This window comes from Enterobacter sp. FB (genome assembly GCF_000805795.1).
GTDB classification, from domain to species: Bacteria; Pseudomonadota; Gammaproteobacteria; order Enterobacterales; family Enterobacteriaceae; genus Enterobacter; species Enterobacter roggenkampii.
This window is the reverse complement of the sequence record NZ_JSZC01000013.1, coordinates 874,628-899,215: the sequence shown is the minus strand read 5'-3', so window position 1 is coordinate 899,215 and position 24,588 is coordinate 874,628. Positions and strand designations below refer to the sequence as shown.

26 protein-coding genes are annotated in these 24,588 nt (G+C 55.5%); 3 read left to right on the top strand and 23 right to left on the bottom strand.

Annotated features, from left to right (window positions below; all coding sequences use genetic code 11):
- The first annotated feature begins 67 nt into the window (after positions 1-67).
- A complete protein-coding gene (gene mfd / locus PI91_RS11165; RefSeq protein ID WP_039266139.1) occupies positions 68-3,514 on the top strand; it encodes a transcription-repair coupling factor in 3,447 nt (1,148 codons plus the stop codon).
- Positions 3,515-3,661: 147 nt separating this feature from the next.
- The gene (locus PI91_RS11160; RefSeq protein ID WP_039266138.1) at positions 3,662-4,627 is read left to right on the top strand and encodes a L,D-transpeptidase family protein; all 966 of its coding nucleotides are present in this window, start codon (positions 3,662-3,664) and stop codon (positions 4,625-4,627) included.
- A gap of 75 nt (positions 4,628-4,702) precedes the next feature.
- On the opposite strand, the gene bhsA is transcribed toward PI91_RS11160, so the two are convergent.
- Positions 4,703-4,960, bottom strand: coding sequence for a multiple stress resistance protein BhsA (gene bhsA, locus PI91_RS11155; protein WP_008500777.1), 258 nt, complete (start codon positions 4,958-4,960; stop codon positions 4,703-4,705).
- Between the two features lie 244 nt (positions 4,961-5,204).
- On the opposite strand from bhsA, the gene comR reads away from it, so the two are divergent.
- Entirely contained in the window at positions 5,205-5,840 is a 636-nt protein-coding gene (gene comR, locus PI91_RS11150; RefSeq protein ID WP_008500778.1) for a TetR family copper-responsive transcriptional repressor ComR, read from the top strand.
- 59 nt (positions 5,841-5,899) lie between these two features.
- Here comR and PI91_RS11145 read toward each other — a convergent pair whose 3' ends face one another.
- The 22 genes from PI91_RS11145 to yceD form a co-directional block, all read right to left on the bottom strand.
- Positions 5,900-6,439 carry a glycine zipper 2TM domain-containing protein gene (locus PI91_RS11145; RefSeq protein WP_008500779.1) on the bottom strand — a complete coding sequence of 180 codons (540 nt, stop codon included), beginning with the start codon at positions 6,437-6,439 and terminating at the stop codon, positions 5,900-5,902.
- A gap of 193 nt (positions 6,440-6,632) precedes the next feature.
- Positions 6,633-7,937, bottom strand: coding sequence for an NAD(P)/FAD-dependent oxidoreductase (locus PI91_RS11140; RefSeq protein WP_008500780.1), 1,305 nt, complete (start codon positions 7,935-7,937; stop codon positions 6,633-6,635).
- Between the two features lie 237 nt (positions 7,938-8,174).
- Positions 8,175-8,717, bottom strand: a complete 543-nt coding sequence (gene ycfP, locus PI91_RS11135) for an alpha/beta hydrolase YcfP (RefSeq protein WP_008500781.1) — start codon at positions 8,715-8,717, stop codon at positions 8,175-8,177.
- 34 nt (positions 8,718-8,751) lie between these two features.
- The gene (nagZ, locus tag PI91_RS11130) at positions 8,752-9,777 is read right to left on the bottom strand and encodes a beta-N-acetylhexosaminidase (RefSeq protein WP_025911802.1); all 1,026 of its coding nucleotides are present in this window, start codon (positions 9,775-9,777) and stop codon (positions 8,752-8,754) included.
- A gap of 23 nt (positions 9,778-9,800) precedes the next feature.
- Entirely contained in the window at positions 9,801-10,613 is an 813-nt protein-coding gene (gene thiK / locus PI91_RS11125; RefSeq protein WP_039266137.1) for a thiamine kinase, read from the bottom strand.
- On the bottom strand, positions 10,594-11,241 hold the full coding sequence (gene lpoB, locus PI91_RS11120; protein WP_008500784.1) for a penicillin-binding protein activator LpoB: 648 nt from the start codon (positions 11,239-11,241) through the stop codon (positions 10,594-10,596). The genes thiK and lpoB overlap by 20 nt, the downstream gene beginning before the upstream one ends.
- Before the next feature lie 10 nt (positions 11,242-11,251).
- On the bottom strand, positions 11,252-11,626 hold the full coding sequence (locus PI91_RS11115) for a YcfL family protein (protein WP_008500785.1): 375 nt from the start codon (positions 11,624-11,626) through the stop codon (positions 11,252-11,254).
- A 1-nt stretch (position 11,627) separates the two neighbouring features.
- Positions 11,628-11,987: a purine nucleoside phosphoramidase gene (gene hinT, locus PI91_RS11110; protein ID WP_008500786.1), complete on the bottom strand. Its 360-nt coding sequence runs from the start codon at positions 11,985-11,987 to the stop codon at positions 11,628-11,630.
- Positions 11,988-12,233: 246 nt separating this feature from the next.
- The gene (gene ptsG / locus PI91_RS11105) at positions 12,234-13,667 is read right to left on the bottom strand and encodes a PTS glucose transporter subunit IIBC (protein ID WP_008500788.1); all 1,434 of its coding nucleotides are present in this window, start codon (positions 13,665-13,667) and stop codon (positions 12,234-12,236) included.
- A 297-nt stretch (positions 13,668-13,964) separates the two neighbouring features.
- Positions 13,965-14,759, bottom strand: coding sequence for a metal-dependent hydrolase (locus tag PI91_RS11100; RefSeq protein ID WP_039266136.1), 795 nt, complete (start codon positions 14,757-14,759; stop codon positions 13,965-13,967).
- A gap of 10 nt (positions 14,760-14,769) precedes the next feature.
- Positions 14,770-15,774, bottom strand: coding sequence for a DNA polymerase III subunit delta' (holB, locus tag PI91_RS11095; protein ID WP_008500790.1), 1,005 nt, complete (start codon positions 15,772-15,774; stop codon positions 14,770-14,772).
- On the bottom strand, positions 15,771-16,412 hold the full coding sequence (gene tmk, locus PI91_RS11090) for a dTMP kinase (RefSeq protein ID WP_008500791.1): 642 nt from the start codon (positions 16,410-16,412) through the stop codon (positions 15,771-15,773). Before tmk ends, holB begins: the two co-directional genes overlap by 4 nt.
- Positions 16,402-17,424: a cell division protein YceG gene (gene yceG / locus PI91_RS11085; RefSeq protein WP_023292782.1), complete on the bottom strand. Its 1,023-nt coding sequence runs from the start codon at positions 17,422-17,424 to the stop codon at positions 16,402-16,404. Before yceG ends, tmk begins: the two co-directional genes overlap by 11 nt.
- A gap of 2 nt (positions 17,425-17,426) precedes the next feature.
- On the bottom strand, positions 17,427-18,236 hold the full coding sequence (gene pabC / locus PI91_RS11080; protein ID WP_039266135.1) for an aminodeoxychorismate lyase: 810 nt from the start codon (positions 18,234-18,236) through the stop codon (positions 17,427-17,429).
- A gap of 121 nt (positions 18,237-18,357) precedes the next feature.
- Positions 18,358-19,599, bottom strand: coding sequence for a beta-ketoacyl-ACP synthase II (gene fabF / locus PI91_RS11075; RefSeq protein WP_008500794.1), 1,242 nt, complete (start codon positions 19,597-19,599; stop codon positions 18,358-18,360).
- A 91-nt stretch (positions 19,600-19,690) separates the two neighbouring features.
- Positions 19,691-19,927: an acyl carrier protein gene (gene acpP, locus PI91_RS11070; protein ID WP_003857954.1), complete on the bottom strand. Its 237-nt coding sequence runs from the start codon at positions 19,925-19,927 to the stop codon at positions 19,691-19,693.
- A gap of 154 nt (positions 19,928-20,081) precedes the next feature.
- Complete coding sequence (fabG, locus tag PI91_RS11065) at positions 20,082-20,816, bottom strand: 3-oxoacyl-ACP reductase FabG (protein ID WP_008500795.1); 735 nt, start codon at positions 20,814-20,816, stop codon at positions 20,082-20,084.
- Between the two features lie 12 nt (positions 20,817-20,828).
- Entirely contained in the window at positions 20,829-21,758 is a 930-nt protein-coding gene (fabD, locus tag PI91_RS11060; protein WP_008500796.1) for an ACP S-malonyltransferase, read from the bottom strand.
- Positions 21,759-21,773: 15 nt separating this feature from the next.
- Positions 21,774-22,727 (bottom strand): beta-ketoacyl-ACP synthase III, encoded by a 954-nt coding sequence (locus PI91_RS11055; protein WP_008500797.1) that lies wholly within the window; start codon positions 22,725-22,727, stop codon positions 21,774-21,776.
- A gap of 6 nt (positions 22,728-22,733) precedes the next feature.
- Positions 22,734-23,768: a phosphate acyltransferase PlsX gene (plsX, locus tag PI91_RS11050; RefSeq protein WP_021240758.1), complete on the bottom strand. Its 1,035-nt coding sequence runs from the start codon at positions 23,766-23,768 to the stop codon at positions 22,734-22,736.
- Between the two features lie 80 nt (positions 23,769-23,848).
- Positions 23,849-24,022, bottom strand: coding sequence for a 50S ribosomal protein L32 (gene rpmF, locus PI91_RS11045; RefSeq protein WP_003857964.1), 174 nt, complete (start codon positions 24,020-24,022; stop codon positions 23,849-23,851).
- Between the two features lie 16 nt (positions 24,023-24,038).
- Positions 24,039-24,560 (bottom strand): 23S rRNA accumulation protein YceD, encoded by a 522-nt coding sequence (yceD, locus tag PI91_RS11040; protein WP_021240759.1) that lies wholly within the window; start codon positions 24,558-24,560, stop codon positions 24,039-24,041.
- Positions 24,561-24,588 lie beyond the last annotated feature (28 nt).

Here is a 24,588-nt window from a genome sequence, read left to right as displayed (position 1 = left end):
AAGACATTGCGTATCAGTGATATGCCCCAATACTGTTGGTATATCCATAAGGGACTCTGACATAGCCATGCCTGAACACTATCGTTATTCCTTGCCTGTCAAAGCGGGCGACCAGCGCCAGCTGGGTGAACTCACGGGCGCAGCGTGCGCCACGCTGGTGGCGGAAATTGCTGAGCGTCATCCTGGCCCGGTGATCCTGGTTGCCCCGGATATGCAAAACGCCCTGCGCCTGCACGATGAAATTCGCCAGTTCACCGATAATCTGGTGTTCAGCCTGGCCGACTGGGAAACGCTGCCCTATGACAGCTTCTCTCCGCACCAGGAGATCATCTCCTCGCGCCTGTCGACGCTGTATCAACTCCCGACCATGCAGCGCGGCGTGCTGATTGTGCCGGTGAATACCCTGATGCAGCGCGTCTGTCCGCACAGCTACCTGCACGGTCACGCGCTGGTAATGAAAAAAGGTCAGCGCCTGTCCCGTGATGCCCTGCGGGCGCAGCTTGACGGCGCCGGGTATCGCCACGTGGATCAGGTGATGGAGCACGGGGAATATGCGACCCGCGGCGCGCTGCTCGACCTTTACCCGATGGGCAGCGACCAGCCGTATCGTCTGGACTTTTTCGATGATGAAATCGACAGCCTGCGCGTCTTCGACGCCGATACGCAGCGCACGCTGGAGGAGGTCGAGTCCATCAATTTACTGCCCGCACATGAGTTCCCGACGGACAAAACCGCTATCGAACTGTTCCGCAGCCAGTGGCGCGATAAGTTCGAGGTGAAGCGCGACGCGGAACATATTTATCAGCAGGTCAGCAAAGGCACGCTGCCTGCCGGGATCGAATACTGGCAGCCGCTGTTCTTCAGCGAGCCGCTCCCTGCCCTGTTCAGCTACTTCCCGGCGAATACCCTGATTGTTAACACCGGGGATATCGACGCCAGCGCCAGCCGCTTTGAAAGCGAAACCCGCGCTCGCTTCGAAAACCGGGGCGTTGACCCGATGCGTCCGCTGCTGCCGCCGGAGGCGCTGTGGCTGCGTACCGACGAGCTCAACGCCGAGCTGAAGCGCTGGCCGCGGATGCAGCTGAAAACCGATTCGCTTGCCGACAAGGCCGCGAACACCAACCTCGCCTTCCGGACGCTGCCGGACCTGGCCGTCCAGGCGCAGCAGAAATCCCCGCTGGATAATCTGCGCAAGTTCCTGGAGTCCTTTACCGGCCCGGTGGTGTTCTCCGTTGAGAGTGAAGGCCGTCGCGAAGCGTTAGGTGAGCTGCTGGGACGCATTAAGGTGGCGCCGAAGCGCATCCTGCGCCTGAGCGAAGCGACCGGAAACGGCCGTTACCTGATGATTGGCGCCGCCGAGCATGGGTACATCGACACGCTCAACAACCTGGCGCTGATTTGCGAAAGCGACCTGCTGGGCGAGCGCGTCGCGCGCCGTCGTCAGGACAGCCGTCGAACCATCAACCCGGACACGCTGATCCGCAACCTGGCCGAGCTGCATCCGGGCCAGCCGATTGTGCACCTGGAGCATGGCGTTGGGCGCTATCAGGGCATGACCACGCTCGAGGCGGGCGGCATTAAAGGTGAATACCTGATGCTGACCTACGCTAACGACGCCAAACTGTATGTCCCGGTGTCGTCCCTGCATCTGATCAGCCGCTACGCGGGCGGTGCCGAAGAGAACGCGCCGCTGCACAAGCTGGGCGGCGACGCCTGGGCGCGCGCGCGCCAGAAGGCCGCGGAAAAAGTGCGCGACGTGGCCGCCGAGCTGCTGGATATCTACGCCCAGCGCGCGGCCAAAGAGGGCTTCGCCTTTAAGCATGATAAGGAACAGTATCAGCTGTTCTGCGACAGCTTCCCGTTTGAAACCACGCCGGATCAGGCTCAGGCTATTAACGCCGTGCTGAGCGACATGTGCCAGCCGCTGGCGATGGACCGTTTAGTGTGCGGCGACGTCGGCTTCGGCAAAACCGAAGTGGCGATGCGCGCCGCCTTCCTTGCGGTGGAAAACAACAAGCAGGTGGCGGTGCTGGTGCCAACCACCCTGCTCGCTCAGCAGCATTTCGACAACTTCCGCGACCGCTTCGCCAACTGGCCGGTACGCATCGAGATGCTGTCACGTTTTCGCAGCGCCAAAGAGCAGACACAGATCCTGGAGCAGGCCAGCGAAGGCAAGATCGATATTCTGATCGGCACCCACAAGCTCCTGCAAAGCGACGTGAAGTGGAAAGATTTGGGGCTGCTGATCGTCGACGAAGAGCACCGCTTCGGGGTGCGTCATAAGGAACGCATCAAAGCGATGCGCGCCGACGTCGATATCCTGACCCTGACCGCGACGCCGATCCCGCGCACCCTGAACATGGCGATGAGCGGCATGCGCGATCTGTCGATTATCGCCACGCCGCCGGCGCGCCGTCTGGCGGTAAAAACCTTCGTCCGCGAATACGATAATCTGGTGGTGCGAGAGGCCATTCTGCGTGAAGTGCTGCGCGGGGGTCAGGTCTATTACCTGTACAACGACGTGGAAAACATCCAGAAAGCGGCCGACAGGCTGGCGGAGCTGGTGCCGGAAGCGCGCATTGCTATCGGTCACGGGCAGATGCGCGAGCGCGAGCTGGAACGGGTGATGAACGACTTCCACCATCAGCGCTTTAACGTGCTGGTGTGTACCACCATCATCGAAACCGGGATCGACATTCCGACGGCGAACACCATCATCATTGAACGTGCGGATCACTTTGGCCTGGCGCAGCTTCACCAGCTGCGCGGCCGCGTCGGGCGTTCGCACCATCAGGCCTACGCCTGGCTGCTGACGCCGCATCCGAAAGCGATGACCACCGATGCGCAGAAGCGTCTGGAAGCCATCGCCTCGCTGGAAGACCTCGGTGCAGGCTTCGCGCTGGCCACGCACGATCTCGAGATCCGCGGTGCCGGTGAACTGCTGGGTGAGGACCAGAGCGGCTCGATGGAGACCATCGGCTTCTCGCTCTATATGGAACTGCTGGAAAACGCGGTTGATGCCCTGAAGGCCGGGCGCGAGCCGTCGCTGGAAGATCTCACCAGCCAGCAGACCGAGGTCGAGTTGCGTATGCCTTCCCTGCTGCCGGATGATTTCATTCCGGACGTGAATACCCGACTGTCGTTCTACAAGCGCATCGCCAGCGCGAAGACGGAAAGCGAGCTGGAAGAGATTAAGGTTGAGCTGATCGACCGCTTTGGTCTGCTGCCCGATGCGGCGCGAAATCTGCTGGATATCGCGCGCCTGCGCCAGCAGGCGCAGAAGCTGGGCATTCGCAAGCTTGAAGGCAACGAAAAAGGCGGCGTGATTGAGTTCGCCGAGAAGAACCACGTCAACCCGATGTGGCTCATCGGTCTGCTGCAAAAACAGCCGCAGCATTTCCGTCTGGATGGCCCAACGCGTCTGAAATTTACCCAGGAGCTGACGGAGCGCAAAACCCGCATGGACTGGGTGCGTAACTTTATGCGCCAGCTGGAAGAGAACGCGATCGCCTGACCTCCCTTCCCCCGTTAGCCCAGCGCTAACGGGGGACAATTTACAAACTCTTTGCACTTCACCCGATCTTCCCGACACACCCATTCGCCATAATTATCGTTAACGCCTTATAAAACAATAACCTTATCATTTGCATGGATTATGGTGATGATGACCTCTTCGCGTATTTCTCGCTGGTTAACCCTGTTTGCGCTGGCAGCCACCGTTGCGGTTGCGCTTCCCGCTCGCGCAAATACCTGGCACCTTCCTCCGCCCGGCAGCAAGGTGGTGGGGGAAAACCGCTTTCATGTGGTTGAAAATAATGGCGGTTCGCTGGAAGCCATTGCCAAAAAATATAACGTTGGTTTTCTGGCCCTGCTGCAGGCGAACCCTGGCGTCGACCCCTACGTCCCGCGCGCGGGCAGCGTATTGACTATCCCGTTACAGACTATCCTGCCGGACGCTCCGCGTGAGGGGATCGTCATAAATCTGGCGGAGCTGCGTCTGTACTATTACCCGCCGGGTAAAAATGAGGTGACCGTCTACCCGATTGGTATTGGTCAGCTGGGCGGCGACACCCTGACGCCGACGATGGTCACGACCGTCTCGGATAAACGCGCGAATCCAACCTGGACACCAACGGCCAATATTCGTGCCCGTTATAAAGCTCAGGGCATCGATCTTCCAGCCGTGGTGCCAGCAGGCCCGGATAACCCGATGGGTCACCACGCGATCCGTCTGGCGGCCTACGGCGGCGTTTACCTGCTGCACGGAACGAATGCGGACTTTGGCATCGGCATGCGCGTCAGCTCCGGCTGCATTCGTCTGCGCGATGACGATATCAAAACGCTGTTTAACGTCGTTACGCCGGGTACCAAAGTGAATATCATCAATACGCCGATCAAGTTTTCTGAGGAGCCGGGCGGCGTGCGGCTGGTTGAAATTCACCAGCCGCTGTCGAAAAACATTGGCGATGACCCGCAGACGCTGCCCATTAACCTGAATGCCGCGATGGTAAGCTTTAAAACGAATGCGAATACCAACAGCGAGGTGATGGAGCGCGCAATGGAGGCCCGCTCAGGCATGCCGACCGACGTCACCCGGCATCACGATGTCATCCAGCAATCGATGTAAATCATAAATAAAAAAACGCCCTGCTTAGCAGGGCGTTTTTTATTGCAGTGGCATAAATGAGGGTTTATGCCCGGCTTATTTATAGATGACGGCGGTGCCGTGCAGGGTGTTAGGACCGGTCACAGAGGTGATGCGGTAAGATTTTGCACCCATCTCTTGCGCTTTTTGCGCCAGCTGATCTTCCAGTGAACCCAGGTTAGTCCCGGCAGAGGCAGAGATCGTGCCGACTTTATGCTGATCGACCGGGGTGGACTGTACCTGTACAGCCGCAAAGCTTGCGAAAGAGAGTGAACTCAGGACAGCAGCAGCGATGAGGGTTTTTACGTTTTTCATGATGTTTACCTTTAGCAGATGAATTTGGAGGTCGTTAGCTATTTAGTTAACGATCGATAGGTAAATAATAAATGTGATCCATCTCACACGTCAACATAATTTTATAATGGTCATTAACTTAATTTTAAAGTCGTTATTTTTCATACTCATATGATTAATTTATTTTTAAGCATTCAGCGCTGGTGGTGACTTGCGTTTATTTTTATAATGGTCATTCAACAAACCAACAGAGGACCAACGGCACATGACAACCGACGTCACGAGTTGTGCAAAGAAAAGCCGTGGCCGACCAAAAGTGTTTGACAGGGATGCAGCGCTTGATAAGGCCATGACTCTCTTCTGGCAACATGGGTATGAAGCAACCTCGCTTTCCGATCTGGTAGAAGCCACCGGCGCCAAAGCGCCGACGCTCTATGCCGAATTTACCAATAAAGAGGGGCTGTTCAGGGCGGTGCTGGACAGATACATTTCGCGCTTTGCGGCGAAACACGAAGCCCAGCTGTTTTGTGAAGAGAAAAGCGTCGAACAGGCGCTTCGGGATTACTTCACCGCCGTCGCGACCTGCTTCACCAGTAAGGACACGCCTGCGGGCTGCTTTATGATTAACACCTCTGCCACCCTGGCGGCGTCCTCGAAAGAGATTGCCAATACGGTGAAATCGCGTCATGCCATGCAGGAGGAGACGCTGAGCGCCTTTCTGGCTCAGCGGCAGCAGCGCGGTGAAATCCCTGCACAGTGCAACCCTCAGCTGCTGGCGCAATACCTGAGCTGTATTTTGCAGGGGATGTCGATCAGCGCCCGTGAAGGGGCAACGCTGGAAAAACTGCAGAATATTAGCGACACCACGCTGCGGCTGTGGCCTGAGCTACTCAAAATCTGAAGCAAAAAAAAGCTCCTCAGCCTGAGCGCATGAGGAGCTAAATTCAGAGAACATCTTTTTTACACTTTGTTATTCAGAACCAGCTGGCCATTTCCATCGAGCGGAATTTGCGTGCCCGGGTCTTTATCCATGCGGATTTTGCCCTGCTGATCGCCAATTTTGTACGTCACGTCATAACCCAGCATTTTTTCCGACTTGTCATAGACGGTTTTGCAGCGTTGCTGAGTCGTGGTGTAGGTATCGTTATCCTGCATCGCGCCCTGCACCTGGTTACCGGCATAGCCGCCACCCAGCGCGCCGACCACGGTCGCCACATCTTTACCCCGGCCGCCGCCAAACTGGTGACCAATCACGCCACCCGCTACCGCACCCAGAACAGAACCGGCGATACGGTTTTCATCCTGCACCGGACGACGATGCGTCACGGAGACGTTACGGCACTCCTGACGAGGCGTTTTTACCGTTTCTTTAATCGGTGTAGCAGAAACCACCTGCGCATACTGCGGACCGCGGTCTAATACGTTGAGACTGGCAACGGCAGCCACACCTAACGCAGCCGCGACGCCAATCCCTATACCCGCCAACATTGATTTATTCACGGGACTTCCTCCTTTGTTGCTATTGGTAACAATTTTGCAATGGAGGCACGGCTTCGCCAATCAGATAAAGGATCAAAAAAGGGGCATAGCGAGGAGATATATTCTATTTAGGAGAACTCTTAAGCAGTCAAACTGTGATCTACAGCATGAAATGCTAAAAACTCCCTCCGGAGAGCCCGGAGGGAGTGAAAGATTAGTGCAGCTTCAGACGCGGACGGATCACGCGGTTGATTCTGCCCACCAGCATCATCAGCCCGGTTTTGAAGTAGCCGTGCAGCGCAATCTGGTGCATACGGTACAGGGAGATGTACACGAAGCGGGCAATGCGCCCTTCTACCATCATCGAGCCGCGCATCAGGTTGCCCATCAGGCTGCCGACGGTTGAGAAGTTTGACAGAGACACCAGAGAACCGTGGTCTTTGTAAACATAGGCCTTCATTGGCTTGCCTTTGTACTGCGCCAGAATGTTGTGCAGGACCAGGCTTGCCATCTGGTGTGCAGCCTGGGCGCGCGGCGGCACGAATCCACCTTCAGGACGGGCGCAGGAGGCACAGTCACCGATAGCAAAGATTTCAGGGTCACGCGTGGTTTGCAGCGTTGGCTCCGTGACCAGCTGATTAATGCGGTTGGTTTCCAGGCCGCCGATATCTTTCATAAAGTCAGGCGCTTTGATACCTGCCGCCCAGACCATCAGATCCGCTTTGATATACTCGCCGTCTTTGGTGTGCAGGCCGCCTTCGTCGGCGCTGGTCACCATGGTCTGCGTCAGCACACGCACGCCCAGCTTGGTGAGTTCATTGTGCGCCGCACCGGAAATACGCGGAGGCAGCGCAGGCAGAATGCGTTCACCGGCTTCGACCAGCGTGACGTTCAGCGCTTCGTTCGTTAACCCTTTATAACCGTAGCTGTGCAGCTGCTTCACCGCATTGTGCAGCTCAGCGGACAGCTCAACGCCCGTCGCACCGCCGCCGACAATGGCGATATTGACCTTACCGTTCGCACCCATATTGCTGGTGTACTTCAGGAACAGGTTCAGCATTTCCTGATGGAAACGACGCGCCTGGTGCGGGTTATCGAGGAAGATACAGTGCTCTTTCACGCCCGGCGTGTTGAAGTCGTTGGAGGTACTGCCCAGCGCCATGACCAGGGTGTCGTACGGCAGCTTGCGCTCAGGAACCAACAGCTCCCCTTTTTCATCACGCAGTTCTGCCAGAGTGATGGTTTTGCTTTCACGGTTGATGTCCACCACCGAGCCCAGCTGGAACTGGAAATGATGGTTGCGCGCGTGTGCCAGATAGCTGAGCGCGTCCACGCCCTCGTCCAGAGAGCCGGTCGCTACTTCGTGCAGCAGCGGTTTCCACAGGTGGCTGTGGTTACGATCCACCAGCGTGATTTTGGCTTTTTTACCGCGCCCCAGCTTCTTACCCAACTGTGTCGCCAGCTCCAGCCCGCCAGCACCACCGCCTACAATCACTATCTTTTTCAATGGCGTAGTCAACGTGACCCCCTCAAATTATTAACCAATTGTTAATTAAAAGTTATAAAAATAACCCTTAATTAACAACAGGTTACAGCACTGAAACCATTCAGGTGCACTGAGAATACCACGTCAGGCGCATTGGTCATACCAAAATTGATATGCATCAAGTTTTGATGGCTTAAAAGTAGACAATTCTGGACAAAAAGAAACCCGGTGCGCGTTCGCGACCGGGTTTCTGAAGTGGCAGGCTGTGGTTTAGCCCAGCGTTTTAAAGGCTTTGATGCGCTGCAGATGCGGGGAGATATTCTTAAACTTGTGGGTCTGTTCTTCGTCCCAGACAATTTCATAGTAATGATGCAGGAGTTCTGCTGCCCGGTGGCTGTTGAGCGCCTCATCGTTACGCGACAGGATCACCAGGCAGCGGTCACGGTTTTTCTCCCGAAAATTGCTGACGCACTTGGTCGCAATATCGACATACTCTTCCGGGCGGTCGATTTTGCCTTCCATGTTTTCGTTCGGGAAAAGGTTGGGATTGAATACCACCTGACGGATGTCACACAGGAAGCCAATCCGCTCTGCCCAGTAGCCGCCCAGCCCCACGCCGCAAATCAACGGCCGATCGTCGACGTTGAGCTGCAACATCTTGTCCACCTCTTTGAGCAGGTGCTGCATATCATGCTTCGGATGGCGCGTGCTGTAGCTGATCAACCGGACATCCGGATCGATAAACTGCAGCTGCAGCACCTTCTCATGATTACCAGGACTGTTTGAGTCAAAACCGTGTAAATAGATGATCATCGTCTTCTCACCACGCTACGCCTTCCGGGAGGGTTTACAGGCTGGCTTTATGTGCCTGCCAGCGCTCATTCAGGTCTTCAAGCCGGGCGTTGACCGTCTTCCAGCGCGCCGAATCCATCAGCTCCTGACGGCTAAATGAACCTTTATGATACAATTGTGTAACACGCTCTGCATTGATCGGCGACAGGTTATCCAGCACGCTAACGGCACCTTTACGATTATTGCAGACCAGGATCATATCGCAACCTGCATCCAGCGACGCCTGACCGCGTTCAGCGTAGCTGCCCATGATCGCCGCCCCTTCCATTGATAGATCGTCAGAGAAGATCACGCCATTGAAGCCCAGCTCCTGACGCAAAACGGTTTTCAGCCAGTGCGGAGAGCCGCTGGCAGGACGTGGGTCAACGTCGCTGTAAATCACGTGCGCCGGCATGATGGCATCCAGCTTGTTGTCGGTGATAAGCGACCTGAACACCGACATATCTTTGGCGCGAATTTCTGCTTCCGGACGCGGATCGCGCGGGGTCTCTTTATGCGAGTCCGCCGTCACCGCCCCGTGGCCAGGGAAGTGTTTCCCGGTGGTTTTCATCCCGGCATCGTGCATGCCGTCAATGAAGCGGGTCGCCATGGCCAGCGCAATGCGCGGATCGTCATGGTAGGAGCGCTCGCCAATGGCGGCGCTGATATGCCCCACGTCCAGCACCGGGGCAAAACTGATGTCGATATCCATGGCAATCATTTCGCTGGCCATCAGCCAGCCGGCCTCCTGCGCCAGTGTCCCGCCCTCTTCCGTGCCGAGCAGCGCGGCAAAAGACTGGGCCGCCGGCAGGCGAGTAAACCCTTCCCGAAAACGCTGCACGCGTCCGCCTTCCTGATCGACGGCGACCACCAGATGGTTGCGCGACGCGGCGCGGATCTGGCGCACCAGCTCGCGCAGCTGCGCCGGATCGTGATAGTTGCGGGTAAACAGGATCAGGCCCCCCACCAGCGGATGCGCCAGAATTTCACGCTCCTCCGCATCCAGTTCAAACCCTTCTACATCCAACATGACTGGACCCACATCCACCTCTCTTATCCTTTCGTTTATAACTGACGCCAGGCATCGTCTGCCAGCGCAATAAAATGTTTGTCTCTTGACTGCTGATAGCGCATTTCAAACCAGCCAGCCATTAACATGACGACCCATGGCCGCCAGCGTTTGACCTGACGCCTCAGCGCGTCGGCGTCAATGTGCGCCACCTCGGCGTAGTCCCTGATAAGCCTCTGCCGCGCGTCGTCACTCTCCGTCCAGACTGCCGCCAGCTCCAGCGCCACATCGCCATCTCCGGCGTATTCCCAGTCGATGAGCCTGATGCCCTCTGCCGTATGCACAATATTTCCGGCATGAACATCCATGTGCAGCGGCGATAGCCGAATCGGCTGCGGCTCGCCTGCTTTACGCAACCGCTTGAGATGTGCCAGCCACACTGGAGTGCGTCTGTCAGGCGCGGCCTGCTGCCAGTAGCGTTCAAGCAGCGGGTATAACGTGATTCGCCATCCCAGACGTGGCTGTCGGTGCAGATGATACAGCATTGCCGCGAGCGTCGGCGTGTCCGGCAGCGCGCTTTTCACGTCACCGTCCAGATAGTCGACTGCCATCCAGCCCTCTCTGAAAAAACGGGGGGCAGGCACGAGATCTGACGGAAGGCGCCTCAGGGCGCGAAACTGACGACGGAAGTGGGAGGCAGGCGCATAGGGGTCGTGATGTTGCCGCAAGACCAGACGTCGTTCGCCCTGCGCTATAATGCAACTCGCGCCGCCAAGCCCGGAGTGGGCCTGCGGCGCGATAAGGCGGTACTGAGGAAAATAGCGCGTCAGAATCTCTTCACGCGTGCTGTCATTGTTGCGTAACCGCACCTTTACCTGACCAGATAATTTCGCCTGTCTGAACCAGCATCAGCTGCATCTGCAGGGCCGGTGTATTCACGTTACCGGTGGCGTTAGAGTACAGCACATACTGTGCGCCAACGTTACGGGCAATGCCGATCGCCTTGCTGCGTGTGCCGAGGCTATCCTGCGGCGACAGGCCCAGCTGCTGTTTGGCTACCGCGAGCTGCTGAGCCGAGACCAGCGTAAACTTACCGTTGTTTGCCAGCGCATTGCGCAGCGTTTCCGTCGCTTCACCCGCGTTCAGCGAACCGTTGGTACGGTTGTTCACGCTATCGACCAACAACACGCTGCCTGCCGTCACGCCCTGTGCCTGCAGCATTTTGCCGACCATGGGCTGCATTGCGCCGTTCCAGTCGTAATGGCGCACGCGCGGCGTGGGCTGCGACGTCTGGTCAGGATGCTCAATCGGGCCAGGCTGTGACGGAATAGACGGTACGGACGGCACGGTTGGCTGCGGCTGCGTTGGCTGTGTCGGCTGTTCAGTGCCCGGTTTCGCCTCTTCCACAGGCGCTGGCTGTTCAGTTCGGGTCACACACCCCGCCAGGAACAGCGCGAAAGCTGTCACGAGCGCATAGCGGCTCAAGTTTTTAATCAAGGTTCACCCCTTAGAGATAAAGATAAAGTCTCACCTTATGCGCACCCAGATAGTTGGCGCTGCCATAGAGCGTTACCGACGATCTGGCCGGAATGGTGACGCTGCGCGGCGCCTCCAGCGGATGCATTTCAAGACCTCTTACGTCATACCAGAAAAAACGGTAGTGGACCGTCACGGGTTCATGTCTTTCATTAAAGAGCGTAGAGGAGGCAGAGGAATTGATTTCACTGATGGTCAGCACGGGTTGTTGCGCCGTGATGCCCGCGGCAAGCACGGAGGATTCCATCACCAGCGTCTGTTCATCGTTCACGGGGATCGCCGGGCGCGAGCTGCACCCCACAATCATCATCGTCAATACCAGCGCTGCAATACGCCCTTTACGCATATCAAAGACCTTTATGTGCCAGCATCGGCCCCAGAGGACGTCCACCCAGCAGATGCATGTGAATATGATAAACTTCCTGACCACCATGACGGTTGCAGTTCATGATCAGACGGTAACCGTCTTCTGCAATGCCTTCCTGTTCAGCGATTTTCGCGGCCACCGTCAGCATACGACCTAACGCCACTTCATGCTCGGTTTTTACGTCGTTTACGGTCGGAATCAGAATATTGGGAATGATAAGGACGTGCGTCGGGGCCTGAGGGGAAATATCCCGGAAAGCCGTTACCAGTTCATCCTGATAGACGATATCCGACGGGATTTCGCGACGGATAATTTTACTGAAAATCGTTTCTTCAGCCATGACCTTTTCCTTTTTTGTTTAATCTGGCGCGAGCAATTGCTGTTAACACACGCTCTGGTTGAGTGCGTGACACAATTCAAGAGTATGAGCGAGTTTCTCCTGTCCTTTCAACCTCCTCCCTCGATTTCTTTCCTGAATGTTCATCAGCTGAACGAAGAGTGACCGTTAAAGCGTGCTGCTGCATTTTTTTAAGACAGAAATAAAAAAGGCAGCCATTCGGCTGCCTTAGTCTCCCCAGGTCACAGCTTAGTTGTTGCGGATGTATTCATCCATTTCGGTTTTCAGGTTATCGGATTTCGTACCGAAAATTGCCTGTACACCAGAACCTGCAACAACCACGCCCGCTGCGCCCAGTTTTTTCAGACCCGGCTGGTCTACTTTCGCGACGTCGGCAACGCTCACACGCAGACGAGTGATGCACGCGTCCAGGTTAGTGATGTTCTCTTTACCGCCGAACGCGGCAACCAGTGCCGGAGCCATTTCGCTGGTCGCGCCAGCTTTGCTGTCTTCTGTCGCATCTTCACGGCCTGGGGTTTTCAGGTCCAGTGCTTTAATCAGCACGCGGAAGATGGTGTAGTAAACAACGGCGTAGCACGCACCCACGATTGGGAACAGCCACAGTTTGCTGCTGTTACCGGACAGAACGATGAAGTCGATCAGACCGTGAGAGAAGGACGTACCGTCACGCATACCCAGCAGAATACAGATTGGGAACGCCAGGCCCGCCAGAATCGCGTGGATAACGTACAGGATCGGCGCAACGAACATGAAGGAGAACTCGATCGGCTCGGTGATACCGGTCAGGAACGAGGTCAGCGCTGCGGAGATCATGATACCGCCCACTTTTGCACGGTTCTCTGGCTTAGCAGAGTGCCAGATAGCAATCGCCGCTGCTGGCAGACCGTACATTTTGAACAGGAAGCCACCAGACAGTTTACCTGCAGTTGGGTCACCCGCCATGTAACGTGGGATATCGCCGTGGAATACCTGGCCTGCTGCGTTGGTGAATTCACCAATCTGCATCTGGAATGGAACGTTCCAGATGTGGTGCAGACCGAATGGCACCAGGCAACGCTCGATGAAGCCGTAGATACCAAACGCCACAACCGGGTTCTGGTAAGCAGCCCACTGAGAGAAGGTCTGGATAGCGGAGCCGATTGGTGGCCAGATGAAGGACAGGATCACGCCAGTGAAAATCGCTGCCAGACCAGAGATGATCGGAACGAAACGCTTGCCCGCGAAGAAGCCCAGGTACTCAGGCAGCTTGATGCGATAGAAGCGGTTGAACATGTACGCTGCAATCGCACCGGAAATGATACCGCCCAGAACACCGGTGTCCGCCAGGTGTTTCGCGGCGATCTCTTCTGCCGGTAAATGCAGAACCAGCGGCGCAACCACAGCCATGGTTTTCACCATGATGCCGTAAGCAACCACTGCAGCCAGCGCAGATACGCCGTCGTTATTGGTGAAGCCCAGAGCCACACCGATCGCGAAGATCAGTGGCATGTTAGCAAAGACAGAACCGCCTGCTTCGGCCATCACATGGGACACTACGGCTGGCAGCCAGCTGAAGTTAGCAGAACCGACACCCAGCAGGATACCTGCGATAGGCAGTACGGATACTGGCAGCATCAGCGATTTACCGACCTTTTGCAGGTTAGCAAATGCATTCTTAAACATAATTGAGAGTGCTCCTGAGTATTTGTGCTTTTTTTACGCTTTCACGCATTGGCCCGGGGGGAGTACCGTGCCGTGGACAGGACATCTAAGCGCCCTTTATTTATTACACAGAGTAAAATAATTCCCTCTGAGTTTGTTTGACGGCTATCACGTTTCAGCTTAAGGCGGTCGAAAAACTTTCAGTTATTTACAAAAAGCATGTCCGGATGTGTCTAAAAACACCCTCACCGCCCCAAATGAGGCGGTGAACTTTACTCGTTTTATTTATTAATTACGAGCCTAAAAAAAACAGGTGTATCAGACAGATTGCAGGCGGGCGGGGTCAATATGGAACAGCGTTGAGAAGTTTTCCGTGGTCACGCGGGCCAGCTCTACGATGCTGACGCCCTTCAGTACGGCCATGTACTCAGCCACGTCTCGCGTCATCGCCGGTTGGTTCTCTTTACCGCGATGCGGTACCGGGGCCAGATACGGAGAGTCTGTCTCCACCAGAATGCGATCGAGCGGAACATAACGCGCGGCATCCCGGAGCTGCTCAGCGTTACGGAACGTCACGATCCCGGAAAACGAAATATAAAACCCTAAATCAAGCAGTTTACCCGCCGTTTCTCTGTCTTCTGTGAAACAGTGTAGTACGCCACCGCAATCCGTCACGTTTTCTTCCCGAAGGATCGCCAGGGTATCGGCACGCGCATCACGGGTATGCACAATGACCGGCTTGTTCAGTTCGCGGCCAATGCGGATATGATGGCGGAAGGACTCCTGCTGCCGCGGTTTCGTTTCCGGCGTGTAAAAATAGTCCAGGCCGGTCTCCCCCATCGCCACCACGCCTTCTTCTGCTGCCAGTCGGCGCAGTTCCTCAACGTCATACGCCTCGTCCTGATTCAGCGGATGCACGCCGCAGGAGAACACTACGTTGTCGCGAACGCCCACCAGCTCACGCATGGTGCGATAACCCGGCAGCGTCGTCGCCACCGCAAGGCAGAATTTCACATCGCGGGCAGCGGCTTTTTCCAGCACGTCATCCACGTTTTTATGCAGGGATTGATAATCCAGGCCATCAAGATGGCAGTGTGAGTCGACTAAAAACATAATGTCTCTCTCAGAGATGGGAAACTGGCGGTGTGACGCCGGGTTGCAGGTAATGTTCAATACGCAGTAACTGGTCGGTCAGTAAAAGCTCGCGATTAAGACCCGTCACGGTTAAAAGCTGTTCGCGGCTCTGGCAAACTTCATGAAGCATCGCATGAAGAATCGCGCCGGAGAGGCGGTTCGCCAGCGTACTCACCAGTGGCCACGCGTCAGGGTTAGTCAGCAGCGTTGCCCCTTGCTGAATTTTAAGGGCATCCAGCAGCAACGCGGCCAGCCAGTGCAGACGCTCAACGGCACTATCGCTGTTAAGTGTCGGGAGTAAGCTTAGCCAGTCGTTGTTATTCAGCGCCGCTTCAACGGCCCGGCAGAGCGCTTCTCGCTGTGACCAGACGTCAGGTTGCAGCAAGGCCAGCGCCGCCGCGGGCGCGCCGCTACTCAGGCGCAAGGCGGACAGCGCACTTTCAGGTGACGTTGTCACCTCTCGCTCCAGCCAGCTCAGCGCCCATGATTCCTGAGGCACCGCAAGGTGATGAAGACGGCAGCGGCTGCGCAACGTCGCCAGCAATCGTCCCGGATCGCGGCACGAGAGGAAAAACCACGTTTTTTCCGGCGGCTCTTCAAGAGTCTTAAGCAGGGCGTTAGCCGCCGCCTCGGTCAGCAGGGTGGCGTCTTTGAGCAAGACGACCTTAGCGCCACCCAGACGCGCATGTTCGTACAATTTTTCACTAACTTCACGCACGGCATCAATACCCAGCGCGCTCTTGCCCTTCTCAGGCTCAAGGGTGTAGTAGTCAGGATGTGTGCCCGCCTGCATCAGCTGGCAGCCGCGGCACTTACCACAGCTTTTGTGCCCTTCCGGCTGCTGGCACATCAGAAAACGGGTGAGGGCATAAATTAACGCCTCATCCCCCATCCCTGGCAATGCCTGAATCAGTAACGCATGATGCCCCCGCCCCGCCTGATAGCTGCCGATCAGCTGCTCAAAGTGCGGACGCAACCATGGATACCATTTCATGCCTGCTGCTCCTGTACCCACTGCGTAACGGTCTGCTGGATGTTGTGCGTGACGTCATCCAGCGACTGCGTCGCATCGATGGTACGAATAGCGCTATCCTGTGCCGCCAGCTCAAGATAGCGCGCACGGGTGCGGTTAAAGAAATCAAAGGACTCTTGTTCAATGCGGTCCAGCTCGCCGCGCGCGCGCGCGCGCTTGAGGCCCACTTCCGGCGTAACATCCAGATAGAGGGTCAGGTCGGGGCGAAAATCACCCAGTACGGCATCGCGCAGCGTTGCCAGCATCGTCTGGTCAATACCACGCCCCCCGCCCTGGTAGGCCTGAGTCGACAGATCGTGGCGATCGCCGATCACCCATTTACCCTCGGCCAACGCGGGTTTGATCACCGTCTCAACCAGCTGTACGCGCGCCGCGTAGAACATCAACACTTCAGCTTTGTCAGTGATAACTTCGTCGCCAACGGATTTAATATCCAGCACCAGGCTGCGCAGTTTCTCCGCAAGTTGTGTACCGCCCGGCTCGCGGGTGAAGACCATGTCGGCGACGCCAAGCGATTTCAGCGTGTCCACCACTACGTTGCGGGCAGTGGTTTTACCCGCCCCTTCGAGTCCCTCAATGACAATGTATTTACTGCGCATTTTTTTCCTTAAGTGCCTTCAGATAGTCCTGAACAGAGCGATTGTGGCTGGCAAGGTTAGTGTTAAAGGTATGCCCCCCTTTTCCATCAGCCACAAAATAGAGATACGGTGTTTTCGCCGGGTGCGCAGCGGCTTTGAGAGAAGCCTCGCTCGGCGTGGCAATCGGGCCAGGCGGTAAACCGCTAATCACGTAGGTATTATACGCCGTTGGCGTTTCCAGATCTTTTCTGGAAATCTTGCCGGTATAGCTCTCACCCATGCCGTAGATGACGGTAGGGTCGGTTTGCAGGCGCATACCAATGCGCAGACGATTGATAAATACTGACGCCACCCGATCGCGTTCAGCAGCAACGGCGGTCTCTTTTTCGATAATCGAGGCCATGGTAACAAACTGATTTTGATCTTTATAAGGTAAACCATCCATTCGCCCTTCCCAGGCGGCATCCACGGCGGCGACCATTTTTTTGTGCGCCCGCTTCAGAATAGCCACATCGGTCGTGCCTGCGGTGTACATCCAGGTATCTGGCCAGAACCAGCCTTCCACCCATTCAGGATGCTCAAACTTGAGCACGTCGGCCACCGTCTGATAGCTGTCATCTTTCAGGGTATGTTTGATATACGGCGCATCGCGCAGCTGTTTGAGGTAATCGCTCAGGCGCATCCCTTCGACAAAACGCAGCGGGAACTGGGCTTCTTTACCGCTTTCCAGCAGTTGCAGCATCTCTCTGACGGTCATGCCGGGCGTAAAGCGGTAGGTACCGGCCTTGAAGTGAGATAGGTCAGGCTCAATACGCAATAACCACTGGAACACACGAGGACGGTTAATGATTTTATCCCCGTAAAGCTGCTCGCCCAGCGCCATCCGCCCGGTACCGGCTTTCAGGGTAAAAATCGTCTCGTCTTTAATCAAGATTTTACTGTTCGCCAGCTGGCGGACTTTCCATACTCCCGCTCCGCCAGCAATGCCCAGCGCAATAATAAGGAGAAGGACAAAACGCAACATTTTCTTCATGACTATCTGGTTTGCTCACATATCGGGGCTAAAAACTGGAACAGCTCGCGCGAAGACCAGCGCTGTTGGTCATACGCACGGACGGGTATAACAGGCATCAGCGCATTGCAGATCACAACTTCATCGGCGGACAGCAGCGCCTCTTCCTTCGCGTTTACTTCGACAACGCGAAAACCTGCATGTGCCAGCTGTTGCAAACAAAACTGGCGCATGATGCCGTTAACGCCAGCCTGCGCCAGCGAAGGGGTGAAGACCTCACGGCCCTTCCGCCAGAGTAAATTAGCCGCACAGCATTCCGTAATGAACCCTTCGCTGTCAAGGACTAGCGCCTCATCGGCGTCCGTCTGTTCAAGATGAGTACGAATAAGCACCTGTTCAAGGCGGTTAAGATGTTTTAGTCCGGCAAGCATCGGGTTTCGCCCCAGCCGCACCGGGCTCAGCGTCAACGTCACGCCCTCTTCAAGCCAGCGCGCATAGTGAGCAGGATAAGCTGAAACAGAGAGAATACGTGTTGGATGCTGACAGGCGGCACCGCTGTACCCCCGCCCACCGCTGCCTCGGCTAATGATAACTTTTAAGACACCGCTGGTTTTACCTGACGCCAGCTGACGCATCTCATGTTCAAGAATTTCCCACTGCGTAAAAGGGATCAGTAACGTCTGGCAGGCGTCTTGTAGACGGCGGAGGTGTGCATCAAGCAAGCATACGTCGCCTTCCAGAATACGCGCAGTCGTAAAGCAGCCATCGCCAAACTGCGTCGCCCTGTCGCTTGCTGGCAGCGTGTCTTGCTCAAGGCCATTAATTAAAAACATGGTGGCTCCTTATGCGTGGGCGTTTAGTCTGGCAGGATGCCATGCAACCGACAAGAAGATTAGGCTTAATAAAAAAGGCCCGGCAAGCGGACCTTTTTTTTTAGCTTTCGGGCCGTCAGGCTCAGACCTTTTTGAAGATCAGAGAACCATTCGTGCCGCCAAAGCCGAAGGAGTTACACAGGGTGTACTCCATACCGCTAACCTGGCGCGCTTCATGAGGAACGAAGTCCAGATCGCAACCTTCATCCGGGTTATCCAGGTTGATGGTTGGCGGAACAGCCTGATCGCGCAGCGCAAGGATAGAGTAGATGGACTCTACTGCACCCGCAGCACCCAGCAGGTGACCGGTCATAGATTTCGTGGAGCTAACCAGTACGCGGCTGGCAGACTCGCCGAAGATAGACTTCACAGCCTGCGCTTCAGCTTTGTCGCCTGCTGGCGTAGAGGTACCGTGAGCGTTAACGTAGCCAATCTGCGCTGGGGTAATACCCGCATCACGGATCGCGTTTTCCATCGCCAGCGCAGCACCCGCACCGTTCTCCGGAGGAGAGGTCATGTGATAAGCATCGCTGCTCATACCAAAGCCAACGACTTCAGCATAAATTTTCGCACCGCGTTTTTTCGCATGTTCGTACTCTTCCAGCACGAGCATACCTGCCCCGTCACCCAACACGAAACCATCGCGGTCTTTATCCCACGGACGGCTCGCCGCCTGAGGATTATCGTTACGGGTAGAAAGCGCACGCGCTGCACCAAAGCCACCGACACCCAATGGGGTACTGGCTTTTTCAGCACCGCCCGCAACCATAGCATCTGCATCGCCGTACGCAATGATACGCGCGGCCTGGCCGATGTTATGCACGCCAGACGTACACGCGGTAGCGATAGAAATGCTTGGCCCACGCAGGCCGAACATAATGGTCAGGTGACCTGCCACCATGTTAACAATCGTGGACGGAACGAAGAACGGGCTGATCTTACGCGGTCCGCCATTCATCAGCGATGTATGGTTTTCCTCGATCAGGCCAAGACCGCCAATCCCGGAGCCGATAGCAGCGCCGATACGGGTTGCGTTCTCTTCCGTAATCTCAAGGCCAGAATCCTGCATGGCCTGAACGCCAGCGACAATTCCATATTGAATGAAGGCATCCATCTTGCGCTGTTCTTTGCGCGAGATGATCTCTTCACAGTTAAAATCCTTTACTAAGCCAGCAAATTTCGTTGCATAGGCGCTAGTATCGAAATGGTCGATTAGGCTGATGCCGCTCTGACCGGCAAGGAGAGCTTTCCAGGTGGACTCTACGGTATTGCCGACAGGAGACAACATGCCAAGTCCGGTCACAACTACACGACGCTTAGACACGTTTGTCCTCCAGGGAGGGATAAAAAAAGAGATTCGTGGGACTAAAAAAGATAAAACTCAGGCGGTCGAATGACCGCCTGGAGATGTTCACTTACGCCTGGTGGCCGTTGATGTAATCAATGGCAGCCTGAACGGTGGTGATTTTCTCAGCTTCTTCGTCCGGAATCTCAGTATCAAACTCTTCTTCCAGAGCCATTACCAGCTCAACGGTGTCAAGAGAATCTGCGCCCAGGTCTTCAACGAAGGAAGCGGAGTTCACAACTTCTTCCTGCTTAACGCCCAGCTGTTCGCCGATAATTTTCTTAACGCGTTCTTCGATAGTGCTCATACTCTTAAATTTCCTATCAAAACTCGCTTTCGCGATGGTTTTCGTAGTGTATAAAATGTTGAAAAATTTGCAACTAAATCCCGGCAGGTCTTACCACGATTTTACGTTATTTTGAGGCCATTTGCCCTAATAACGCAAATATTTTCGATCGTGATTAAACCATGTACATCCCGCCGTTGACGTGGAGGGTCTCACCAGTGATGTAACCCGCTTCGTCAGAGGCTAAAAATGCAACCGCACTGGCGATTTCTTTAGGGTCGCCAAGACGACCCGCCGGAACTGCCGCCAGTGTACCCGCACGCTGCTCATCGGTCAGCGCACGCGTCATGTCCGTTTCAATAAAGCCCGGAGCAACAACGTTTACAGTAATCCCGCGGGACGCGACTTCACGCGCCAGCGATTTACTGAAACCGATCAGACCTGCTTTCGCCGCAGCGTAGTTAGCCTGACCAGCATTTCCCATGGTACCAACCACAGAACCAACAGTGATAATACGACCATGACGCTTTTTCATCATAGCGCGCATTACCGCTTTTGACAGACGGAATACAGATGACAGGTTGGTTTCGATAATATCGTTCCACTCGTCATCTTTCATTCGCATCAGCAGGTTGTCGCGAGTGATCCCGGCATTATTGACCAGAATATCCACTTCACCAAACTCTGCGCGAATATTTTCCAGAACAGATTCGATAGATGCTGGTTCGGTCACATTCAGTACCAGACCTTTACCGTTCGCACCCAGATACTCGCTGATGGCCTGCGCGCCATTCTCGCTGGTTGCTGTACCAATCACCTTCGCGCCGCGCGCAACCAGTGTTTCAGCAATTGCACGCCCGATACCGCGGCTTGCGCCAGTCACCAGGGCGATTTTTCCTTCAAAACTCATGGTATTCCTCTTTTATTGCGAGAGTGCCGCTGACATCGCTTCCGGCTCGTTAATCGCCGAGGCTGTCAGGGTGTCAACAATACGTTTCGTCAGACCGGTGAGGACTTTCCCTGGGCCGACTTCATACAGATGCTCAACGCCCTGAGCGGCCATAAACTCAACGGTTTTGGTCCACTGTACCGGGCTATAGAGCTGGCGAACCAGTGCGTCGCGGATAGCTTCCGGCGCGGTTTCGCATTTCACATCGACGTTGTTCACAACGGCAATCGTCGGTGCGTTAAACGTAATTTTTTCCAGCTCAACCGCCAGTTTCTCGGCGGCTGGCTTCATTAACGCACAGTGGGACGGCACGCTGACCGGCAGCGGCAGCGCGCGTTTCGCGCCAGCAGCTTTACAGGCAGCACCGGCACGCTCAACCGCTTCTTTATGACCAGCGATAACCACCTGGCCCGGCGAGTTGAAGTTAACCGGTGAAACCACCTGCCCTTCAGCAGATTCTTCACACGCTTTTGCAATCGCAGCATCATCCAGACCGATGATAGCAGACATGCCACCTGTGCCTTCTGGCACCGCTTCCTGCATGAATTTACCGCGCAGTTCCACCAGACGTACGGCGTCAGCAAACGCGATCACACCGGCACAGACCAGCGCTGAGTATTCACCCAGACTATGGCCCGCGAGCAGCGCTGGCGCTTTACCGCCCTGCTGCTGCCAGACACGCCACAGCGCAACGGACGCTGTCAGCAGCGCTGGCTGTGTCTGCCAGGTTTTGTTCAGTTCTTCGGCCGGGCCCTGCTGGGTCAGCGCCCATAAATCATAACCCAGTGCATCAGAAGCTTCACGGAAAGTCTCTTCAATGACCGGATAGTGTGCTGCCATTTCAGACAACATCCCAACGGTTTGAGAGCCCTGCCCCGGGAACACAAAAGCAAATTGCGTCATTTTTTATTCCTTATCCTAGAAACGAACCAGCGCGGAACCCCAGGTGAACCCGCCACCGAAGGCTTCAAGCAAGACCAGCTGGCCCCGTTTGATTCGCCCGTCGCGTACCGCTTCATCAAATGCGCACGGTACTGACGCCGCAGAGGTGTTGCCGTGACGATCCAGCGTCACCACAACGTTATCCATCGACATGCCCAGCTTTTTCGCGGTCGCGCTGATGATACGCAGGTTCGCCTGATGCGGCACCAGCCAGTCGAGCGCGGAGCGCTCAAGGTTATTCGCTTCCAGCGTTTCATCAACAATGTGCGCAAGCTCAGTCACCGCCACCTTGAACACCTCGTTCCCTGCCATGGTCAGGTAAATCGAGTTGTCCGGATTAACGCGATCGGCGTTAGGCAGGGTCAAAAGCTCACCATAGCTGCCATCAGCATGAAGATGCGTAGAGATGATACCCGGCTCTTCGGACTGCCCCAGCAGCACCGCGCCCGCACCATCACCAAAAATAATGATCGTTCCGCGATCGGTTGGATCGCAGGTACGCGCCAGCACGTCAGCACCGATCACCAGCGCATATTTGACGGCTCCGGACTTCACGTACTGATCGGCAACGCTCAGCGCATAGGTAAAACCTGCGCACGCAGCGGCAACGTCAAACGCCGGGCAACCTTTAATGCCGAGCATATTCTGCACCTGGCATGCCGCGCTTGGGAAAGCATGTGTAGCAGACGTCGTGGCCACCACGATCAAACCGATCTGTTCTTTATCAATGCCCGCCATCTCGATAGCACGCTGTGCGGCTTCGTAACCCATGGTGGACACGGTTTCGTCTGGCGCGGCGATACGACGTTCACGGATACCTGTGCGCGTGACAATCCACTCGTCAGACGTATCTACCATTTTTTCCAGATCGGCGTTGGTACGCACTTGTTTTGGCAGGTAGCTGCCGGTACCTAAAATCTTCGTATACATGTACGCTCAGTCACTTTTAGCTAATACAGATTCCAGGCGAGCGGCAATCCGCTGAGGGACTTGTCGCTGCACCGCCTGCACTGCCTGTTCAATGGCGACAGAAAATGCTCGCTGATTGGCGGCGCCATGACTCTTAATCACGATGCCGCGCAATCCTAACAGACAGGCGCCATTATACTGGTCGGGGTTGAGGTGACTGAATCGCCGCGTCAGGCTCTTTTGTAACCAACGCTTCAATAAAATCAGCCACCAGGCGCTTTTTTTGCCCTCTCCCTGTGATTTCAGCAGAGAAAGAAACATCCGCACGACCCCTTCCATGGTCTTCAACGTTACGTTTCCAGTGAAGCCATCGCAGACCAGAACATCCGTTTTACCCGTCAACAACTCATTGGCTTCGAGATAACCAATATAGTTGATGGAGGGAACCTGTTTGAGCAATTCAGCTGCTTCGCGAATGCTGTCCAGGCCTTTGGTCTCTTCTTCACCAATGTTCAGTAACGCAACACGGGGAGTGTTGATCCCGACCACTTCTTCTGCCAGCACCGATCCCATTACGGCAAACTGAGCCAGCATTGTACTATCACAATCGACGTTCGCGCCCAAATCAAGCACCACCGTCTTGCCCTTCTGCTGATGCGGCAACACCGTCACCAGCGCCGGGCGCTCAATACCGTCAATCGGTTTGAGCAACAATTTCGCCAGTCCCATCAGCGCGCCGGTATTACCCGCGCTGACGCAAGCCTGGGCTCGTCCTTCTTTCACCAGCTCCAGCGCTATCCGCATCGAGCTGCCGCGGCTATTGCGAATCGCCTGCGAGGGTCGGGCATCACTGGCAATAACTGACTGCGCAGGAATAATCTGCAGACGTGAACGTTGTTCAAAGTCAGCTTTTGCAAGTAATGGCGTGATTGCGTCGGGATTGCCGACTAAAAGAAGAGTGAGTTGCGAATTAGAATTCAGTGCCTGCAATGCTGCAGGCACTGTCACGGAAGGGCCAAAATCTCCCCCCATGACATCTAACGCCAGGGTTAGACGTGTCAAGGTATCGTCGCAGCCTGGTTCGGTAAGTTCCCCGTTTGCACGGGGAGCTCCTCACTAAGCCTAATCACGCTGACGCGTGATTACTTAGTGATAACCTTGCGGCCGCGGTAGAAACCGTCAGCGGTGATGTGGTGACGCAGGTGTTTCTCACCAGAAGTCTTGTCTACAGACAGGCTGGTAACTGCAGTCAGCGCGTCATGGGAACGACGCATGCCACGTTTGGAACGGGTTGGTTTATTCTGTTGTACGGCCATGGACCTTACTCCTCAATTACTTACGCTTTAAGCTGGCTAATACGGCAAATGGGTTTGGTTTTTGCGCTTCATCAGGCAGTTCCCCAAAGACCATGTCCGCCTCGGACACTTCACAGTGTTCAGAATCATGCACCGGAACGACTGGCAAGGAGAGGATGATTTCATCTTCAACCAGAGCCAGAAGATCGATTTCACCGAATTCGTTAACCTCAATCGGCTCATACGCTTCCGGGAGTGCTTCAGCCTGTTCGTCAGAACGAACCGGACTGAAACAATACGTTGTGTGAACATGCTGTACAAACGGTTTCCCGCAACGCTGACACTCGAGCGTTACCGTCACCTTTGCATCACCGGTTAACACGGCGAGGCGCTGGTTGTCGATAGCGAACGACATGGAGCATTCTACATCACTGTCCACACTGACTACGGATTCGGCAATACGCTCAGCCTGATCGGAAGTATAGATACCTTCGTAATCGAGGCGTTTTTGAGCCGTACGTACCGGATCAAGAGTCAGGGGTAATTTTACCTTTTGCATAGGGCGCGCATATTAACTTTGTAACGTC